The organism is Serratia inhibens, assembly GCF_003591175.1.
Taxonomy (GTDB): domain Bacteria; phylum Pseudomonadota; class Gammaproteobacteria; order Enterobacterales; family Enterobacteriaceae; genus Serratia; species Serratia inhibens.
The window spans coordinates 1-1,233 of the sequence record NZ_QYYG01000023.1; the positions used below are offsets into that span (position 1 = coordinate 1).

Sequence of the window (1,233 nt, forward strand, 5' to 3'; positions counted from 1 at the left end):
TGACCCGTCCTGAATAGCGTTGACACGTTTTCGACTTAAATCCGGAGAACGTGATAATGGCTGAGTTTAAACGCACACAACGTGACTATCCTTTGTCTTTTAAAATTGCTGTTGTTGAGCAGGTTGAAAAAGGCGAAATGACCTACAAACAGGCTCAACTGCGCTATGGTATTCAGGGACGTTCGACCGTTCTGACCTGGTTGCGCAAGCATGGCCACCTTAACTGGGCCCCAGGTCTTCCCTCTCTCTCCAGCCGGGAGTTGCCCATGAGCCAACCGCCTGCCCCTTTAACTCCTGAGCAAAGGATCAGGGAACTTGAAGAACAGCTTGAGCTGGTCACCCAGAAAGCGGAGTTCCTTGATGCTGTCGTTAACGTGCTGAAAAATGACTATGGGATCAGTGTCATAAAAAAGCGGCCAGGCAAGTCCTCACGCAAAAACAGACCCAAAAAATAACCATTACCCGGGTCTGCCAGTTCCTGGGACACAGCCGACAGGCCTGGTATCAGCACAATACACGGCTTAGTAAGCAGCGGGCGCGTGATGTCCGGATCGTCGATTTTGTTAAAACGATAAGAGTACGTCAGGCGCGCATCGGGACCCGTAAGCTACATTATCTTCTTAATAAACAATCAGATGATGCATTGCATGTCGGACGTGACCGGTTGTTCTCCCTGCTGAAGGAACGCAGGCTGTTGGTGCCAGTCAGACGGGCGTACCATAAAACAACGGACAGCCATCACCGTTTTCGGCGACACCCCAATTTATTAAAAACGGGGCCGGAACAGGTGGTGGTAAGGCGACCAGAACAGGTATGGGTAGCGGATATTACCTATCTTCCAACCCGGAATGGCATGGTCTATCTGAGCCTGATAACGGATGCCTGTTCAAGGAAAATTATGGGTCATCATGTGCACAGCGATCTGCGTACTGACAATGTCGTGCAGGCTCTGAAACAGGCTTTAAAGCAGAGAAAAACGACTCAGCCGCTGATCCATCACTCGGACCGAGGAATACAATATTGTTCAGCAAGTTATCAGTCAATCCATGAAAGACACGGGCTAATATGCTCAATGACAGATGGCTATGACTGCTATCAGAATGCATTGGCGGAAAGGGTGAACGGGATACTGAAGACGGAGTTTTTGCTATCACGCCCGGCAGATCTGGAGCAGGCAAGAAAGATGGTGAGGGAATCGATAGAAATTTACAACAGAGAGCGGCCTCACCAGTC

General features: G+C 49.7%; 1 protein-coding gene. It reads left to right on the forward strand.

What is annotated here, in order from left to right; all coding sequences use genetic code 11:
• Positions 1-53 precede the first annotated feature (53 nt).
• Positions 54-1,233 (forward strand): IS3 family transposase gene (locus tag D4100_RS25460; RefSeq protein WP_119805468.1). Its coding sequence is split into 2 segments (ribosomal slippage), with 1,181 coding nucleotides annotated over them: positions 54-405 and positions 405-1,233; the frame shifts between segments, so codons are not numbered across the junction. This gene is flagged as partial in the annotation.